The sequence below is a fragment of the Microbacterium sp. CIAB417 genome, from assembly GCF_022788845.1.
Genome location: NZ_JAHZUT010000003.1, coordinates 559,473 through 577,097, shown reverse-complemented (window position 1 = coordinate 577,097; position 17,625 = coordinate 559,473). Strand labels below are relative to the sequence as shown.

11 protein-coding genes are annotated in these 17,625 nt (G+C 69.2%); 4 read left to right on the top strand and 7 right to left on the bottom strand.

Annotated elements, in window-relative coordinates; all coding sequences use genetic code 11:
• Window position 1 precedes the first annotated feature (1 nt).
• On the bottom strand, window positions 2-2,566 hold the full coding sequence (gene nirB, locus KYX17_RS15105; RefSeq protein ID WP_243227777.1) for a nitrite reductase large subunit NirB: 2,565 nt from the start codon (window positions 2,564-2,566) through the stop codon (window positions 2-4).
• 193 nt (window positions 2,567-2,759) lie between these two features.
• On the opposite strand from nirB, the gene nirD reads away from it, so the two are divergent.
• The 4 genes from nirD to KYX17_RS15080 are packed head-to-tail and all read left to right on the top strand — an operon-like array spanning window position 2,760 to window position 8,935.
• Window positions 2,760-3,827: a nitrite reductase small subunit NirD gene (gene nirD, locus KYX17_RS32320; protein WP_308220897.1), complete on the top strand. Its 1,068-nt coding sequence runs from the start codon at window positions 2,760-2,762 to the stop codon at window positions 3,825-3,827.
• A gap of 34 nt (window positions 3,828-3,861) precedes the next feature.
• On the top strand, window positions 3,862-5,262 hold the full coding sequence (locus tag KYX17_RS15090) for an MFS transporter (RefSeq protein WP_243227776.1): 1,401 nt from the start codon (window positions 3,862-3,864) through the stop codon (window positions 5,260-5,262).
• Complete coding sequence (locus KYX17_RS15085) at window positions 5,259-7,367, top strand: molybdopterin oxidoreductase family protein (RefSeq protein WP_308220896.1); 2,109 nt, start codon at window positions 5,259-5,261, stop codon at window positions 7,365-7,367. The genes KYX17_RS15090 and KYX17_RS15085 overlap by 4 nt, the downstream gene beginning before the upstream one ends.
• Window positions 7,364-8,935: an FAD-dependent oxidoreductase gene (locus tag KYX17_RS15080; protein WP_243227775.1), complete on the top strand. Its 1,572-nt coding sequence runs from the start codon at window positions 7,364-7,366 to the stop codon at window positions 8,933-8,935. The genes KYX17_RS15085 and KYX17_RS15080 overlap by 4 nt, the downstream gene beginning before the upstream one ends.
• A gap of 18 nt (window positions 8,936-8,953) precedes the next feature.
• On the opposite strand, the gene uvrB is transcribed toward KYX17_RS15080, so the two are convergent.
• From uvrB to KYX17_RS15050, 6 genes are all read right to left on the bottom strand, one after another.
• Complete coding sequence (gene uvrB / locus KYX17_RS15075; protein WP_243227774.1) at window positions 8,954-11,020, bottom strand: excinuclease ABC subunit UvrB; 2,067 nt, start codon at window positions 11,018-11,020, stop codon at window positions 8,954-8,956.
• A gap of 37 nt (window positions 11,021-11,057) precedes the next feature.
• On the bottom strand, window positions 11,058-11,654 hold the full coding sequence (gene coaE, locus KYX17_RS15070) for a dephospho-CoA kinase (RefSeq protein WP_243227773.1): 597 nt from the start codon (window positions 11,652-11,654) through the stop codon (window positions 11,058-11,060).
• 20 nt (window positions 11,655-11,674) lie between these two features.
• Window positions 11,675-12,862, bottom strand: a complete 1,188-nt coding sequence (locus tag KYX17_RS15065; RefSeq protein WP_243227772.1) for a diguanylate cyclase — start codon at window positions 12,860-12,862, stop codon at window positions 11,675-11,677.
• Window positions 12,859-14,427 carry an ATP-binding protein gene (locus tag KYX17_RS15060; RefSeq protein WP_243227771.1) on the bottom strand — a complete coding sequence of 523 codons (1,569 nt, stop codon included), beginning with the start codon at window positions 14,425-14,427 and terminating at the stop codon, window positions 12,859-12,861. Before KYX17_RS15060 ends, KYX17_RS15065 begins: the two co-directional genes overlap by 4 nt.
• 160 nt (window positions 14,428-14,587) lie before the next feature.
• The gene (locus KYX17_RS15055; RefSeq protein WP_243227770.1) at window positions 14,588-15,799 is read right to left on the bottom strand and encodes a hypothetical protein; all 1,212 of its coding nucleotides are present in this window, start codon (window positions 15,797-15,799) and stop codon (window positions 14,588-14,590) included.
• Window positions 15,796-17,571 (bottom strand): cell wall metabolism sensor histidine kinase WalK, encoded by a 1,776-nt coding sequence (locus KYX17_RS15050; RefSeq protein ID WP_243227769.1) that lies wholly within the window; start codon window positions 17,569-17,571, stop codon window positions 15,796-15,798. Before KYX17_RS15050 ends, KYX17_RS15055 begins: the two co-directional genes overlap by 4 nt.
• Window positions 17,572-17,625 lie beyond the last annotated feature (54 nt).

Genomic DNA, 17,625 nt, shown 5'->3' with positions numbered 1-17,625 from the left:
ATCACGATGTCACCTGCTCTCTCACCGGAAGGACGGGTCCTGCGATCATCACCCGCTCGTGCGGGAAGGCGGGCCGCTCCTGGTCGCGCTCGCGAACCTTCCGGATGGCGGGGTCTGCGGTCGTCGGCGCGTTCACGAAGGACCGGAACCGGCGCAGACGCTCCGGGTCCGCCAGCGTCTCCCGCCACTCGTCGCGGTAGGTGCCCACGTGCCGGGCCATGGCCTGCTCGAGCTCGTCGGCAATGCCGAGCGAATCTTCGACGACGACCTCGCGCACGTGATCGAGCCCACCGGGCAGTTCCTCCTGCCACCGCGCCGTGCGCTGCAGACGCTCGGCCGTGCGGACGTAGTACATGATGTAGCGGTCGATGTAGCGCACGAGCGTCTCGTCGTCGAGGTCACCCGCCAGCAGTTCGGCGTGAACGGGCTGATACCCGCCGTTCCCGCCGACGTAGAGGTTCCACCCGTTGTCGGTTGCGATGACGCCGATGTCCTTCCCGCGCGCCTCGGCACACTCCCGCGCGCATCCGGAGACGCCCAGCTTGAACTTGTGCGGAGAACGCAGTCCCCGGTAGCGCTCTTCGAGGTACACCGCCATGCCGACGGAGTCCTGCACGCCGTACCGGCACCACGTCGAGCCGACGCACGACTTCACGGTGCGCAGCGACTTGCCGTACGCCTGCCCCGATTCCATCCCGGCATCCACGAGGATCCGCCAGATCTCCGGCAGCTGCTCCAGTCGCGCACCGAACATGTCGATGCGCTGTCCGCCCGTGATCTTCGTGTACAGACCGAACTGCTCGGCCACCTCTGCGATGACCTTGAGCTTCTGGGGCGTGATCTCACCGCCGGGGATGCGCGGCACGACCGAGTAGGTGCCGTCGCGCTGCATGTTCGCCAGGGCACGGTCGTTCGTGTCCTGCAGCGGCCCCTGCCCGCCGTCGAGGATGTAGGCGTTCGTCTGGGTGGCGAGGACGGAGGCGACTACCGGCTTGCAGATGTCGCAGCCGAGTCCTGTTCCGAACCTCTCATAGATCGCGGCCGCGCTGGTCAGTCCCAGCACCCGCACGGACTCGAAGAGTTCCGCGCGGCTCAGTGAGAAGTGCTCGCACAGCGCGCGGGAGACCTCGACGCCGGCCGCTTCGAGCTCGGTCTCCAAGATCTTCTTCACCAGCGGAACGCACGAACCGCACTGCGTCCCGGCGCGGGTACACGCCTTCAACTCGCCGAGATCCACGCAGCCGTCCTGGACCGCGTGGCGCACCGCGCCGACCGAGACGTTGTTGCACGAGCAGAGCTGCGCGTCGTCCGGCAGGCTCGTGCCGACAGGGGCGACCTGGCCCAGACCGGAGAGGAAGCCGCTCGGCTCAGCACCCAGCTCACGGCCGAGGAGGGGCCGCAGCGACGAGTACGGGCTCGCGTCCCCCACGAAGATCCCGCCGAGAAGAGTCTTACCGTCGTCGGCGACGACCACCTTCTGGTAGAGCCCGCGTGCCGGGTCGGCATAGACCACGCTGAGCGCGCCGTCGGACTCGCCCCTCGCATCGCCGAAGCTCGCGACATCCACGCCCGCGAGCTTGAGCTTGGTCGCGTCGTCCGCGCCCGGAAAACGCGCGTCTCCGCCGAGGATGCGGTCGGCAACCACATCCGCCATCGCGTTGGCGGGCGCGACCAGGCCGACGCAGGACCCGCCGTGCACGGCCGCAACCTCTCCGACCGCCCAGATGTGGGGGTCACTCGTCGCGCAGGTGTCGTCGACGTGCACGCCGCCGCGTTCGCCGAGCCGAAGGCCGCCCCGGCGTGCGAGTTCGTCGCGCGCACGGATGCCGATGGAGAAGACCACGATGTCGGCGCTGACGGCAGTGCCGTCGGTGAGTTCGACGCCCAGGACACGACCGGACGGGCCCGCGAGGAGGCGGGTCGGACGCCGGCCCAGGTGCAACGCGATCTGCGCCTGCCGGATGAGCCGCCCCAGCGCTTCACCGGCGCCTTCGTCGAGTTGCGCCGACATGAGCCACGCACCGGAATGAACGACGGCGGCGCGAGCACCGAGTCGGGCAGCACCGCCCGCGGCCTCCAGGCCCAACAGCCCACCCCCGACCACGACCACGTTCGCCGGACGACCGTGCTGAGCGGGGAACGCGGTGATCTCGTCCACGAGGCCCGCGACGTCGTCCAGCGTCCGGTACACGCGCGCCAGATGCGCGTTCTCGATGTCAGGGACGGCCGCATCCGAGCCCGTTGCGAGCACGAGTTCGTCGTACTCCATGACGCCGGATGGGCTGGACACCGTCCGGGATGCGACATCGATCGCCTCCACGCGCTCCCCGAGGCGAAGCTCGACCTCCTCCCTTTCCCACAGCTGCGGAGCAAGGGTCAGGTCGGCGGTCACGTCGTCGATCCGCCGACTGAGTGCCACGCGGTCATACGGCGTGTGCGCCTCTTCCGCGAACACCGTCACGCGGATGTCGACCCCGGACGCGACCGCCCCGTCGAGGAGATTCGTGGTCACGCGATGCGCGGCGGGCCCGCCGCCGACCACGACGATGCGGCGTGTCTTGCTCATCGAACGCTCCCGGATGTCGATCCCTGATCTGGAAGCGCCCACGCTACGCAGCACCGGTTCCGCGCCTGTTGCCCCTGCGTAACACCGTGTGACGCGGTTCTCACAGCACCGAAAGCGGGTGGTGAGAGAGACGTTACGGCGCGGACACCATCGCACGTCGACGGCGAAACATGGGCTGCCTAGCCTCCTGCTCATGACTCTCGTCGACAGCACCGCGACCGCGAGACGCGACCAGCTCCGGCCCGCCGTGTGGACGCGCATCTGCCGGCGCGACGATCTCGAACCGCTCTGGGGCGAGGCTGCACTCGTGGGACGCAGCCAGGTGGCGGTGTTCCGGTTGCCCGACGAGCGCATCCTGGCAGTCGGAAACGCCGACCCCGTCACCGGCGCCTCGGTCATGTCGCGAGGCATCGTCGGGTCGCGCGGGACACGCACGACGCTCGCGTCTCCGCTTCACAAGGATGTCTACGACCTCGAGACGGGCGAATGCCTCACCCGCCCCGGCGAACTCCGACTCCCGGTGTGGCGGGTACGCGAGACGGACGGCTGGGTAGAGGTCGCCGCCTCCCACTCGCTCATCGCGGCGTCGCACGGCACCTCTGATCCCGAGGGTCGACGCGCCGTCGCATCCCTCGTCGCAGCCGTCGCCCGTGCGCGGCCGGAGCTCGCGGTCCACGAGAGCTTCGTCGATGTCCAGGAGCCCGACGTTCCCAGCGTCCTTGCGACGCAGGATCCGCACAGCGGCGCCGTCATCGTGCCCCTCCTGCTCTCCGCCGGCTACCACGTCCATGTCGATCTCGCCGAAGCTGCATCCGCCACGGGGCTCGATGCGCGGGTCACCCGCGCACTGGGCCCGGACCCGCGCCTGGTCACGGTGCTCATGCGGCGCCTGTCCGAGGCCGGAGTGGTGTGCGTCGACACGGATACCCGCGTCGTCCTGGCCGCGGCCGGTTCGTCGGATGCCAGGGCCACCGCCGACTGCATGACGGTGGGCGAAGCGTTGGCTGCCGCACTCGGCGTGCCGGTCGGCGTCGGATTCGTATCCGCCGCGGCGCCTCGATTGACCGACGCCGTGGCCGAAGCCCGTGCGCACGGCGGCAGAGTCGTCGTGGCCACCTACCTTCTCGCCCCCGGCTACTTCGCCGACCTCGTCGCCGCCTCCGGCGCCGATATCGTCACCGCTCCGCTGCTGCGAGCGGACGAAGACCCGCCCGCCGAACTCGTCGAACTGGTCTCGGACCGATTCGACCTGGCGCACTGAACCGCCCGACGCACCGCCGATTCCTGGAGAAGCCATGTCTGCTCTGATCACGACCGCGCCCTCGAACACCGCACCTGCCGCCCCCGAACTCGTCCACCGGCGGGGTCGATGGATCGACGGATGGGACCCCGAGAATCAGGCGCAGTGGAAGGCCGTCGGGCGCCGGATCGCCGCTCGGAACCTCCGCTGGTCGATCTTCGCGGAGTTCCTCGGCTTCGTCGTCTGGCAGCTCTGGTCGATCGTGGTCGTATCGCTGCCGGCAGCCGGCTTCGCCTTCGACACCGCGCAGACATTCTGGCTGATCTCCATCCCCAGCCTGGTCGGCGCCACCCTGCGCTTCCCGTACACCTTCATGGTGCCCAAGGTGGGTGGCCGCAACTGGACCATCGTCTCCGCCGCACTCCTGCTGCTTCCCGCGATCGGCCTGGCCATGTGCGTCGCGAATCCGGAAACACCCTTCGGCGTGATGCTCCTCGTGGCGGCGCTGGCGGGCTTCGGCGGAGGCAACTTCGCGTCTTCCATGGCCAACATCACCTACTTCTACCCCCAGCGTGAGAAGGGCTGGGCGCTTGGGCTCAATGCCGCAGGGGGCAACCTCGGCGCCGCCGTCGCACAGCTGATCGTCCCGATCGTCGTGACGATCGGCGCCGGTGTCACGCTCCAGCTGCCGCTCGCCGGATGGGTGTGGGTGCCGCTCATTCTCATTGCTGTCGCCGGGGCCGCGCTGCGCATGGACAACCTCTCGCACGCGAAGGCCGACTTCGCCGCATCCGTTGCGGCCTTCCGCGAGCCGCATCTGTGGCTCCTCTCGTTCCTCTACCTCGGCACCTTCGGCTCCTTCATCGGCTTCGCCGGAGTGTTCCCGAAGCTCCTCGCCGACCAGTTCCCGGAGTTCTCCGGCATCCACCTCGGCGCGACGACGCTGCAGCTCGCCTTCCTGGGCGCACTCTGCGGATCACTCGCCCGACCCTACGGGGGCAGGCTCGCCGACCGCTTCGGCGGTGCGACCATCACCATGATCGCCTTCGGCGTCATGGCGGCCACGACGGTCACGCTCATCCTGACGCTTCCCTCGCTCGGTTTCTGGGGCTTCCTCGGCCTCTTCCTCGTCCTGTTCGCGACGAGCGGGATCGGCAACGGCTCGACGTACCGAATGATCCCCACCGTCTTCGCCTGGCGTGCGGGCGCCGCGGATGCCCATCGCAGCTCCGGCGACATCGGAACGCAGCGCAAGGCTGCCGCGGCGCTCGGCATCATCGCCGCCATCGGCGCGTACGGCGGCTTCCTGATCCCGCAGGTGCTCGGACTGTCCAAGTCGGCGACAGGCGGGTACGGCGCCGGCCTGTCGTGGTTCGTCGTGGCCTACGCCCTCATGCTCGCCGTCACCGCCGTCGTCTACGTGCGCGGCGGACGCCGATCCGGGACTCGCCTGTGACCGCGGATGCGGCGATCGCCGACACACACTGCCCGTACTGCGCCCTCCAGTGCGCGATGCGGCTGACGCCTCAGCGAGACGGTGCGCGGGTGGACGCACGGGAGTTCCCGACCAACCGGGGCGGACTGTGCAAGAAGGGGTGGACCGCCACCGAACTCCTCACTCGCGGCGATCGTCTCACCGCGCCGCTGCGTCGCAACGGCGACCGGTTCGAGGAGGTCGGGTGGGACGAAGCGCTGGACGAGGTCGCCGGGACGCTGCGGGCGTTGCGCCGCACGCACGGCGCGGATGCGGTCGGCGTCTTCGGCGGCGGCGGACTCACCAACGAGAAGGCCTATCAGCTCGGCAAGTTCGCCCGCGTCGCGCTGGGCACGAGCCGCATCGACTACAACGGCAGGTTCTGCATGTCCAGCGCCGCGGCCGCGGGCAACCGTGCCTTCGGGATCGACCGAGGACTCCCCTTCCCTGTCGCCGATCTCGATGAGGCCCACACCGTCCTCCTGCTCGGCTCCAACGTCGCGGCGACCATGCCCCCCTTCATCCGCCACCTCTCACGTGCCCGCGAACGCGGCGGACTCATCGTCGTCGACCCGCGCCGGTCCGAGACCGCACGACTGACCGACGAGGGCGGGGGCATCCACCTCCAACCCGCGCCCGGCACAGATCTCGTCCTCATCCTCGGACTGATCCACATCGTCATCGCCGAGGGTCTCGCGGACGAGGGCTACATCGCGCAGCGCACCGTGGGCTTCGACGCCCTGCGCGTGAGCGCCAACGCCTGGTGGCCGGAACGCGTGCAGCAGGTCACCGGCGTCCCCGTGCCACTGCTGCGGAGCGTCGCACGCCGACTCGCCGAGAACGGAGGCACCTACATCCTGACCGGGCGCGGTGTGGAACAGCACGTCGACGGCACCGACACGGCGACGGCAGCCATCAATCTCGCACTGCTGCTGGGGTTGCCGGGCACGCCCGGCAACGGGTACGGCACCCTGACCGGCCAGGGCAACGGGCAGGGCGGCCGTGAGCACGGGCAGAAGTGCGACCAGCTGCCCGGTTACCGCAAGATCACCGATCCCGCTGCACGGGCCCACGTCGCACGGGTGTGGGGTGTGCCCGCGGACTCGCTCCCGGGCCCGGGCGTGCCGGCCCTCGAGCTGCTGGACCTGCTCGGTGACGAGGTGCACGCCCTCCTGGTACACGGCTCGAACGTCGTCGTGTCCGCTCCCGACGCCGACAGCGTCGCCCAGCGGCTCGGTCGCCTCCAACTGCTCGTGGTGTGCGACTTCTTCCTGTCGGAGACGGCGCAGCTCGCTGACGTCGTCCTGCCCGTGACCCAGTGGGCCGAGGAGGAGGGCACGATGACCTCACTCGAGGGCCGTGTGCTGCGTCGACGCCGAGCGCTCGCCGCCCCCGCGGGAGCGCGCAGCGAGCTCTGGATCATGAGCGAACTCGCCCGTCGCCTCGACGCGCCCGGAACCTGGTCCACCGACCCGGCCGAGGTGTTCGACGAGTTGGCACTCGCGTCCGAGGGCGGCCCCGCCGACTATTCCGGCCTCAGCCATGAACTGCTGGACACCGGCCTCGCGGCGCACTGGCCGTTTCCACGAGGCTCGCGCGGCACGCCCCGCCCCTTCGCAGAGCGCTTCGCCCACGACGACGGGCGCGCACGGCTGGTCGTCGTGCATCCTCGTCGGGAACGTTCCGAACCGAGCGGTGCGGCAGACCTCACGCTCATCACGGGCCGCCTGCTCGAGCACTATCAGTCCGGCGCGCAGACCCGGCGCGTCCCGGAGCTGCTCGCCGCTCGCCCCGAGCTCACCGCACAGCTGCACCCCGCCACGGCGGTACGGCTGGGAGTATCGGACGGCGACCCGATCGAGCTGCGAAACACCCGAGGGGCCGTGCGAGCACGCGCCGAGGTGACCGCCGGGATCCGCCACGACACGGTCTTCCTTCCCTTCCACTACCCCGGCGACGCGCGAGCGAACCTCCTCACCGAGGCGGTGGCCGACCCGATCTCGGCGATGCCGGAGTTCAAACGCACGCGGGTGAGCGTCCACGCTGCGAGCGACACGCCCGTCGTCGAGACGGCGGTGTCTCGATGATCCGCATCGTCGTAATCGGCTACGGCCCGGTCGCCGCGCGCTTCATCGAGGGGATGCTGCCGGCACTACGCGCCGGCGAGGTCTCGGTGACCGTGGTGGGCGCGGAGACGGAAGACGCGTACAACCGTGTGCTCGTCGCCGAGTACGCCGTCGGGCGCGCCGATCGTTCACGGCTCGACATCACCGACACCGCTGCGGCCATCGCGGCGGGTGCTGAGATCCATCTCGGTGAAGCCGCCGTGGCGATCGACCGCAACCTGCGCACTGTCCGCACCAGCGCGGGGCGATGCATCCCGTACGACCGGCTGGTGCTCGCGACGGGGGCGCGGGCCAACATCCCCACCCTTGCGGGGATGGAGCGCGCGCGACGCGAACGCACCGTTCGCGCAGAAGACCCCGCCGCCCTCGATGAGGGTGCGAGGCCGCTCCCCTCCGGTGTTCATGCTCTGCGGGATCTGAGCGACGCCACGAACGTGCTCGCAACCGTGAGGGCCGGTGGCCGCATCGTCGTCCTCGGCGCCGGCGTACTCGGCTTGGAGTTCGCCCTCGCCGCGCGGGAACAGGGCGCGCAGGTCGTCGTCGTGCACCACGGCGATATCCCGATGCCCCGCAATCTCGATCTCGGCGGCGGACGGATCCTGGCGCGCGCGGCCCGGGAAGCGGGGATCGAGATCGCTCCGCACTCTCGCGCCGAGAGCGTGTTGCTGCGCACCGACGAGAAAGACCCGCATCCACGTTTCGACGCGCTCGTCTGCGCCGACGGGAAACAGATCGCTGGAGACCTGCTCCTGCTGTCGGTGGGCGTCACGGCTCGCACCGAGCTCGCCGCGGCCTGCGGGCTCGCCGTTGCGGCGGGCATCCTCGTGGACGGTGTGGGGCGCTCATGGAGCGATCCTGATGTCTTCGCGATCGGCGACTGCGCGCAGATCGCGGACCCTGTGGCCTACACGGACCACGACCGCGTTCCGGGCGCGCCCTCCGGTCTCATCGGTCCCGGCTGGCGCCAGGCGGATGCGCTCGCCGACATGCTCTCCGGCCGCCCGGTTGCGACGACGAACGAGCGCCCGAGCGTCGTCATGCTCAAGGCGGAGGGCGTCGATATCGTCGCCGGCGGCGATGTCTCCGCCGACCCGTGGGATGAAGGCGCGCACACCGATGGCTGCGTGGATGCGCCGCAGGTCACACAGTGGGCGGATCCGGCTCGCGGAACCTACGTGAAGATGGTCACACGTGCCGGCGTGCTCACGGGCTTCGTGGCCGTCGGCCTCCCCCGTACGGGTGCCGAGCTCACACTGCTGTTCGAGCGCGGATCGGAGCTTCCCGCCGACCGGTCCGTGCTGCTCCGCCTGGACGCGGACGACGCCGGGGCATCCGTCTCCGCGGACCCGTTCGCCGCCGACGCGACCGTGTGCTGGTGCAACGGCGTGACCGCGGGCAGGATCGGCGAAGCCGTGTCGGAGGGCGCGGACTCGGTCGAATGCGTCGCCGCCCGGACACGGGCCGGCACAGGATGCGGTGGCTGTCGGGGCCGTATCGCCGAGCTTCTCGCCCGAACGGCCGCCGTCTGAGCCCGCGGCGCGCCCCGATCAGGCGTGGCCTGCGCGCTCCATCGCGCGAAGCTCCTTCTTCAGGTCTTGGACTTCGTCGCGGAGTCGGGCGGCGAGCTCGAACTTCAGCTCCGACGCTGCGGCCAGCATCTGATCAGACAGATCGGAGATCGTCGCCTCGAGCTGCGCAGCACCCTCGGCCGCGATTCCCTCGCGACGCAGGTTGGGCGTGGGCGATTTGCCCTTGCCCTTGGGGTCGCGGGAGAGCATCGCCTTGGTGTCGGCGCCCTCACGGATCAGGGCGTCGGTGATGTCGGCGATCTTCTTGCGCAGGGGCTGCGGGTCGATGCCGTTCGCCGTGTTGTACGCGATCTGCTTCTCACGGCGCCGCTCGGTCTCGTCGATCGCGTTGCGCATCGAATCGGTGATCTTGTCGGCGTACATGTGCACTTGACCGGACACGTTGCGCGCGGCGCGACCGATCGTCTGGATCAACGAGGTTCCGCTGCGCAGGAACCCCTCCTTGTCGGCGTCGAGGATCGAGACCAGAGAGACCTCCGGCAGGTCGAGACCCTCGCGCAGCAGGTTGATGCCGACGAGCACGTCGTACACGCCCGCCCGCAACTCGCTGAGCAGCTCCACGCGCCGCAGCGTGTCGACATCAGAGTGCAGATACCTGACACGCACTCCGTGTTCTCCGAGGAAGTCGGTGAGCTCCTCCGCCATCTTCTTGGTCAGCGTCGTCACCAGCACACGCTCGTCGCGCTCGACCCGGAGCCGGATCTCTTCGAGAAGATCGTCGATCTGCCCCTTCGAGGGCTTGACCACGATCTCGGGATCGACCAGGCCGGTGGGACGGATGATCTGCTCCACCACCCCGTCGGCGATGCCCATCTCGTACCGACCGGGCGTCGCCGACAGGTACACCGTCTGCCCGATCCGGTTCTTGAACTCGTCCCACCGAAGCGGACGATTGTCCATCGCCGACGGCAGCCGGAACCCGTGCTCGACGAGCGTGCGCTTGCGTGACGCGTCCCCCTCGTACATCGCCCCGATCTGCGGCACCGTCACGTGCGACTCGTCGATCACGAGGAGGAAGTCGTCAGGGAAGAAGTCGAGCAGCGTGTGCGGGGGCTCCCCCGGTGCGCGCCCGTCCATGTGGCGCGAGTAGTTCTCGATGCCGGAACAGAATCCGAGCTGCTGCAGCATCTCGAGGTCGAAGGTGGTGCGCATGCGCAACCGCTGCGCCTCCAGAAGCTTGCCCTGAGACTCGAACTCCTTCAGTCGCTCGGCCAACTCGGTCTCGATCGTGCCGATCGCGCGCTGCACCACATCCGTGCCCGCGACATAGTGCGACGCGGGGAAGATCGGAACCGAGTCCATCCGCTCGACGATCTCCCCGGTCAGCGGATGCAGGGTGTACAGCGCCTCGATCTCGTCACCGAAGAGCTCGATGCGGATGGCGTACTCCTCGTAGACCGGGATGATCTCGATCGTGTCGCCGCGCACCCGGAAATTGCCGCGCGAGAAGTCGACGTCGTTGCGGTTGTACTGCATCGCGATGAACTGCCGGATGAGAGCGTCGCGGTCGTAGCGCTCCCCCACCTGCAAGGCCACCATCGCACGGAGATACTCCTCCGGGGCGCCCAGACCGTAGATGCAGGAGACGGTCGACACCACGACGACGTCCCGCCGACTCAGCAGGGAGTTCGTCGTGGAGTGGCGCAGGCGCTCCACCTCGGCATTGATCGACGAGTCCTTCTCGATGAACGTATCGGTCTGCGGGACGTACGCCTCGGGCTGGTAGTAGTCGTAGTACGACACGAAGTACTCGACGGCGTTGTGTGGCATGAGCTCTCGGAACTCATTGGCGAGCTGTGCCGCGAGGGTCTTGTTGTGAGCGAGAACGAGCGTCGGACGCTGCACCTGCTCGATGAGCCAGGCCGTCGTCGCTGACTTTCCCGTGCCGGTGGCGCCGAGCAGCACGACATCGGTCTCGCCGGCGTTGATGCGGGCGGCGAGGTCGGCGATCGCGGCCGGCTGATCGCCGGACGGCATGTACTCGCTGACGACCTCGAAGGGGCGAACGGATCGTGTGGTCTGCACCGTTCCAGCGTAGGCGGGACCACGGACATCGGGGCGGTCAGCCGCGCAGCCGCTCCCACAGCTCGTCAGTCTGCGCGATCGTGTCCGCGAGAGAGCCCGACGTGTCGATCACCACGTCGGCGACAGCGAGACGTTCCTCGTCAGAGACCTGGGCGGCGATCCGCGCGCGGGCGTCGTGTGCGCTGGCGCCTCGAAGCGCCACGAGCCGACGCTCACGCACCGCGGCCGGCGCATGGGCCACCACGATCGCCTCCCATGGATCGTCGACGCGCGCCTCCACGAGCAGCGGCACGTCGTACACGACCACCGCATCGGGATCGTCGGCGAACGCGCGCTCGAAGCGTTCGGTCGAGGCCTGACGCACCGCCGGATGCACGATGGCGTTCAGACGTTCCCGCGCCGCAGCGTCGGAGAAGACGATCGCGCCCAGTGCGGCACGATCGAGCGACCCGTCGTTTTGGATCACCTCGGACCCGAACTCGGCCGCGATCCGCTCCAGCACTGGAGATCCCACCGACTGCACCTCTCGCACGATGGCATCGGCATCCACGATGACCGCGCCGTGCTCGGCGAGACGCCGTGCGATCGTGGATTTGCCGGACGCGATCCCGCCGGTCAGTGCGATGAGAGGCATGCCTCGAGCATGCCACGACCTCACGCCGGGTCCTGCTCCGCATACGAGAGGCCGCCGAACAGCACGGAGGACTCGACGCTCGTGGCGGACTCGTCGGCCGCGACGCGGGCGCTGTGCACCAGGACCTCCGTCCGATAGCCGACGGTCTCGGTCAGGGCGACCCCGACGCCGACGGACGGGATGACCGCGCGGCTCACGGCGCCGAGTGCTTCCAGCACGCCGCGATAGATCACGGCGGCCTGCCTGCGGGCCTCGGCCGCAGTGGCCGCGCGCGTGACGACGACGAGCGCATCCGCGCCGTCCTCGCCGACGAGCGCGAACGACGGCGCATACCGCCGCACGCTCCGTCTCCAGTGGTGCAGGACGTCGCCCGCGACGTCTGCGCCGAATGCCGTGCGGATCTCCGCCAGATCCGCCACACGCACTGCGACGGTCGAGACCAGCTCGCCGCGCCATCGGGCGCGCTCGATGACATCCGTCATCGCTGTGCGGAGCGTCGCCGCCAGAAGGATGCCGTCGGAAGTGACCCCCCTGCTGGTCATCCACGCGAAGGAGCGCAGCTCGACCTGCGCCGCCCTGAGCACCGAGATGACCACGACGGCGACGACGGTCAGGACGACGGTGAAGAAGTTGGCGACGACCGAGCCGAACGCGTCGAGGAAGAGCGGGCTGTCCGCGCCCGCGACGACGAAGACCACACAGCGAATGAGATAGAAGGTCGCCATCACCAGGAAGACGACGGCGAGCACCGCGGCGGTGCCGAAGCGGCGCATCGGCGCACGGAGCGTCTCGATCGCGGCGAGCGTGGAGAACACGACGAGGCCGATGCCCATGGTCAGCCACCCCGCCCAGTCTCCGCCGTCCGGACCCTCTACGACGACGGCACCGGCCACGGTCAGCGCACCGAGCACGGTGACCGCCGTCGCCGAACCGATCCGCCGCTCGTTGAAACTGCGTGAGCCGAGCCACATCACCGCCGTCGTCGTGACGAACAGCGCGTTGCCCACCGCGATCGGCAGCATCTCGCCGATGCCGGCTGCCCACATGCTGTAGGCGACGGTCGTGGCCATCCCGCACAAGAACGCGATCGACCAGATGCGACCGGGACCGTGATCGCGGCGCAGGATCGTGTCGATGATGAAGACGGCCCCGGCGACATTGCCGACGAGCGCGGTGAACAACGACGCGGTGAACAGATCGACGTTCATCTCGCTTCTCCCGTCTCCTGAAGCGGTGCAGCGGGCGAAGCGACCGAGCGCTCGTCGACGGGAAGCTGCACCATGAAGGTCGAGCCCAGCCCTCGGCTCGTGCGCACGGTGATGTCTCCGCCGTGCGCACGAACGATGTCGCGGCTGATGGACAGACCCAGGCCCGTCCCCTCCACATCCGTCCGCGCACGGAAGTAGCGCTCGAACAGGCGGTCCAGGTCCGGCTCCGCGATCCCCGTCCCGGTGTCTCGCACCAGGATCCAGGTGGAACTGCCGTCTGTGGTGCAGCCGAGGAAGATGGCACCCCCGTCGCGGTTGTACTTCACAGCGTTGCTGACGAGGTTGTCCATGACCTGTCGCAGCCGCAGCGGATCGGCGAACGCACCGGCGGGTTCGATCCCGGAGGTATCGATCGTCAGCGCCCGCTCGGCCGCCCGCGGACGCCAGGCCTCCGCCGTCGCCGCCACCAGTTCTGCGACATCGATCGGTTCGGGCGAGATGGTCATGTCGACGGAGAGGCGCGAGGTGCTGGAGGCGGCGAGGATGTCGGCGACGATCTCGAGGAGCCGCTCGCCGTTTCGGGCAGCGATCTCCAGCGAGTGGCGCGCCTGATCCGGGTCGTCGAGCGTGTCCATCGCGAGATCGAGGTAACCGAGCACCGACGTCAGCGGCGTCCGCAACTCGTGCGAGACGGAGGCGACGAGCCGATCTCGGGCACGCAATGCCGTCATCTCCGGGGTCACATCCCGCGCGATCAGCACGGCTCCCGCATCCGCGCCCTCGCCGTCATGCATCCGGCGCACCGTGATGCTCATGGCGTGACGGCGTTCGTCGGGGTGGCCGAACCACACCACCTGATTCTCGAACACCTCGCCCGCAAGCGCCCGGAGCAGCGGCCGTTCCGCACGGGGCATCGGGGTCACGCCGTCGGCGCGGTATGCGTTCTCGATCTCCCGACTGCGGGACCCGAATCCGGGGATCGTGTTCTGGAATCGCCCCAGCGCCTCATTAACCACGGAGACCGTGCCGTCGGGTGCGATGCGCAGCACACCGAAATCCACCGCGTCGAGCACGTCGATGACGAGCTCCTCCTGACGTTGGGCGCGCTGCAGCGCTCCGCTGAGCAGCGCCGCCTGTTTCTCGAGCAGATGCGCTTGGGCCCGCTGACGTCGTGAGGAGATGTAGGTGGTCGTTGCGACGGCGAGAACGGCGATGGGGAGCAGGAACACCGTGTACCCCCACACGGTCGTTCCCCCCGTCACGACGATGACCGCATAGGTGGCGGTGATGATCGTGAACTGGATGACGAATCCCAGGATGCCCAGCGTTGCCAACCACATCGCGGGAAAGACCCACATGAGCCCGAGCCCGCTCATGGGCTCGGCGACGCGCATGACGGCGATGCCTGCGATGTCCGCGATGGGCAAGACGTAGAGGGCGGTCCGAGGGATGCGGGTCCACGGCGTGGCCAAGGTCGCCACCCCTACGGCGAAGACGATGACGACCCCGACAAGGAACAGGCTCTCGTTGCGAAGCGTAGACGAGAAGATCCCCACCGTCGCCACGACCAGAACCAGCGCGCAGAGCACGAGCTGGTTCAGAACAGCGGTGCGTCCCCGAGCCGCGAATGTGCGTGGCGCACGTGATCCCGCGAGCCTCGCGCGCAGGAATCCGCGTACACCCCTGCCCCGACCGGGAGCAGCGTCGCTGTGCATATCGTGGACACTATCGCTCCGTCGGCTCCCCGGGGAACGCAGGAGCGCCGACCCCCCGCGCCCGCGCGAAGACCACGGAGGTCTCGTCGCTCTCGGACGCCTCCACCGCGGCGATCGTCGCCGCTTCCACGAGCACCTCGGGACCGTAGCCCAGCGTCTGGCTGAGGGCGACACCCACCCCGACACCGGGCACGACGATGCCCCGGGCATCCACGAAGCGCTCGATCACTCCGCGGTAGATGAGCCCCGCCTGGCGACGCGCATCGGAAGGGCTGGATGCAGTGGTGGCGACGAGGATGATGGTCCGGTCATCCGTGGCGCCCACCGCCGCCACGGGCGACGCGAACTCGCGCACCGCAGACCGCAGGACGCGAGTGGTGGCTTCGGCGACCTCCTGCCCGAACGACGCCGTGATCGCTCCGACGTCCTCGACGATCACCGCGATGACGACGACGAGTTCCGTGCGATGCGCAGCACGGCGGAGGATCCGCCGCAGCATCGCGAGGAACGCGGACGCAGCGAGGACCTCGTCCACGGCGGCGGAGCCCGCCGCCTGCTGCGCGGTGACCAGCACGGCGCGAAGCATGAAGAGCGTCAGCGAGGAGACCGTTCCCAGTACCAGGACGACCAGACTCAGCGAGATCGGACCGAACCAGGCCGCGAAGACGGGGCTGTCCTCCCCCGCCGTGAGAGTGACGACGGCGCGCGTCACGTGATACGCACCGAAGAGGGTGGTGGCGCCCACGAAGACCCAGGTCGCGACATGAGGCCTCGTCCGCGGGCCGACGGCATGGATGATCGCCCCCACGCAGAGTCCGGCGATGGCGAGGCTGTACCAGAGGACACCCGTCTGCCCGCCTGCGGCCGGCTTCTCGACGACGGTGACCGCCGCGACGAGGAACGCAAGGGACACGACCATGAGCGCGGGACCGGCGACCTCCTCGCCGTTGTACGCGCGGAACCCCATCAGAACGCAGCCGGCAGCGCCCACCGCGGCTGCGTTGCCGAGCGCGAGAGCCCACACGTTGGTCCACTCGGAGGCGTCGAACAGACCGATCACCACGGTGCTCACGACGGCGATGATCTGCAGCAGGAAACCGATGCCCCACAGCTGGGACCCGCCCCCGTAGCGCCGCGAGAGCGTGGTGGCGATGTAGGTCACAGCGATGGTGACCACAGCGATCGCGGTGAAGATGCCCGCGGTGAGGGGATCGAGCGTCATGTGTCCTGGTCCTCTTCGCGTCGCGATGCGCCCGTTCTGGAGATCGTGATGATCGCGTCCGGATCATCCAGCGACTCGGCGCTCGCCGGGAGCTGCACGCTGAAGGTCGAACCGACGCCGGCCGTGCTGGTGACGATGATGTCGCCACCGTGCGCGCGCACGAGTTCACGGCTGATCGACAGACCGAGCCCCGTTCCCGTCGACGTGTCGGCGACACGGAAGAAGCGCTCGAAGAGCCTGCCCACGTCGCTCTCGGAGACCCCGACGCCGGTGTCGGTGACCGTGATCCAGGTCGTGATCCCGTCCGAGGTCGTGCTGAGCGTGACGCGTCCGCCATCGCGGTTGTACTTCACCGCGTTGCTGACGAGGTTGTCGATGACCTGCCGCATGCGGAGAGGATCGGCGTAGGCCGGCGCCGGGCGCACGCCCGCCATGTCGATGGCGATCGCGCGCTCCGCCGCAGCGGGGGCCCAGGACTCGCCGCTCGCGCGCACCACGTCTGCGATGTCCACATCCTGTTGCGAGATGGTCAGGTCAGCCGACATCTCCGACGTGCTCGACGCCGTCAGGATGTCGGAGACGATCTCCAACAGGCGCGAGACGTTCCGCTCCGCGACGTCGAGGTAGCCGCGCGCGCGTTCTGGCACATCCGGGTCGTCGACCGCGAGCTCGAGGTAGCCGATGATCGAGGTCAGCGGCGTGCGGAGCTCGTGTGAGACCGAGGAAACGAGCGAGTCGCGCGCACGCAGCGCCGTGAGCTCCGCGGTGACGTCACGCGAGACGATGACCGCGCCGTTGTCGGAGCCGTCGACGGCGCGCGTGCGCCGCGCCGTCACGCTGAGCGCTCGGCGGCGCGGTCCGTCGCCGCCGAACCACACGATCTGATTGTCGAAGACCTCGCCGCGGGCTGCCCGCGCGAAGGGGGTGTCCTGCCGGTCCACCGGGGTCACTCCGTCGGCCGCGAAGGCGGCGTGTCCGCCCGAACCGGCCTCCGCGGAGCGGGCGGCGCGTTGCAGTCGTGCGTGCGCCTCGTTCGCGACGGTCGTGGATCCGTCGGCCGCGAGACGGATGACACCGAAGTCGATCGTGTCCAGCACCTCGGCCAGCAGTTCTTCCTGTTTCTGGGCGCGGCGCAGAGTGCGGGCCATGGTGCGGGTCTGACGGGTGAAGAGCCGTCGTTGCGCCGTCATCTGCCGCCCGAGCGCGAGGCTGATGGTTGCGACGACCACGATCATCAGCGGAAGACTGAAGGTCACGTATCCGACGTCCTGCCGGGGGTCGACGATCGCGGTGGTCACCAGGATGGCTGGCGCGACGATGATGCCGACCAGGTAGCCGCCGATGCCGAAGTAGATGGCGAGCCAGATGGCGGGAATGAAGAACAGCACACCGAACCCACCGGTGGGCAGCGATTGGCGCAGCAGCGCGATGCCCAGCAGATCGATGATGGGCACGGCCATGATCCACCACGCAGAGACGCGGGCCCATGGCACCAGGAGCGCCACACCGCCCGCGCCGAGCACGACGATCGCACCCAGCCAGAACAGACCCAGATCACCGGCATAGCCCCACGGCACCGCGATGACGACGTAGACGAGCACGACGGCAGCGAGGCTCAGCTGCAGAGTCGCCGTCGTCCGTGCCCGACCGGTGTCGAGGAAGGGCGGCAATGCGAAATGACGACCGAACCTCCGGATGCGGCGAAGGATGCGCCGCGAGTCGACGACATGCTCGGCGACGGGGTACGCGTCGCCGACGTCGCTGGTACTCATGAATCCGACGTTATCGCGACCCGACGCCACACGCCGACGCGACGTCGGCCTCCG